The sequence below is a fragment of the Streptomyces sp. NPDC002130 genome (assembly GCF_040296465.1).
Taxonomy (GTDB): Bacteria; Actinomycetota; Actinomycetes; order Streptomycetales; family Streptomycetaceae; genus Streptomyces.
Genome location: NZ_JBEOXI010001251.1, coordinates 1 through 1,046 on the forward strand (window position 1 = coordinate 1; position 1,046 = coordinate 1,046).

Genomic DNA, 1,046 nt, shown 5'->3' on the forward strand with positions numbered 1-1,046 from the left:
ACGGACGCGGTGCTGGAGGTTTTGCACCACGAGACGCCGCTGGCCAACTACGGCATTCATTACGCGCGTACGCCGGTCGCCCTGCACGGCGTGTGTGCCCAAGGGCAAGGCTCCTATCGCGGACGTCACCGGTCGGGTACAGCTCGAAGACGGCGATCGTTTCTACAAGATCACCATCGTTCCGGACGACGGCGGCGAAGAGGTTGTCTACGACAAGCTCAGCAAGCGTCAGCGTCTGCGCGTCTTCAAGCACGCCGACGGTCGCGAAAGCCTCTTGGCTGACGGTGACCACGTCGAGGTCGGACAGCAGCTCATGGAAGGTGCTGCCGATCCCCACGAGGTCCTGCGAGTCATGGGTCCGCGTCAGGTTCAGATCCACTTGGTCAACGAGGTCCAGGAGGTGTACCGGAGCCAGGGTGTGTCGATCCACGACAAGCACATCGAGGTCATCGTGCGCCAGATGCTTCGTCGCGTGACGATCATCGATTCCGGTGCCACCGAGTTCCTGCCCGGTTCGCTCACCGAGCGCGCCGAGTTCGAGTCGGCAAACCGCCGCGTTGTCGCCGAGGGTGGCGAGCCCGCAGCCGGCCGTCCGGTGCTCATGGGTATCACGAAGGCGTCGCTCGCGACGGATTCGTGGCTGTCCGCGGCATCGTTCCAGGAGACCACTCGTGTCTTGACCGACGCGGCTATCAACTGCCGCTCGGACAAGCTGATCGGTCTGAAGGAAAATGTCATCATCGGCAAGCTGATCCCTGCCGGTACCGGTATCAACCGTTACCGCAACATCCAGGTTCAGCCCACCGAAGAGGCACGCGCCGCTGCTTACGCAGTGCCGTCGTACGACGACCAGTACTACAGCCCGGACGGCTTCGGCCAGAACACCGGTGCTGCAGTTCCGCTGGACGACTACGGCTTCAGCAACGACTACCGCTAGCGGTTAGTTCGTAGAAAATCCCCCCACCTCGAAAGAAGCGGGGGGATTTTTCATGGCAGGAGTCGTTCGTGTTCAGGAGTTATTGCCGCGGTGGTCCGGGTTGTCGATA

The 1,046-nt window shown here is 62.0% G+C and carries 1 pseudogene; it reads left to right on the forward strand.

The window, feature by feature from the left end:
- Nucleotides 1–88 precede the first annotated feature (88 nt).
- Nucleotides 89–937 (forward strand): annotated as a pseudogene (locus tag ABT116_RS50040) (DNA-directed RNA polymerase subunit beta'); the annotation flags it as partial.
- Between the last annotated feature and the right edge of the window lie 109 nt (nucleotides 938–1,046).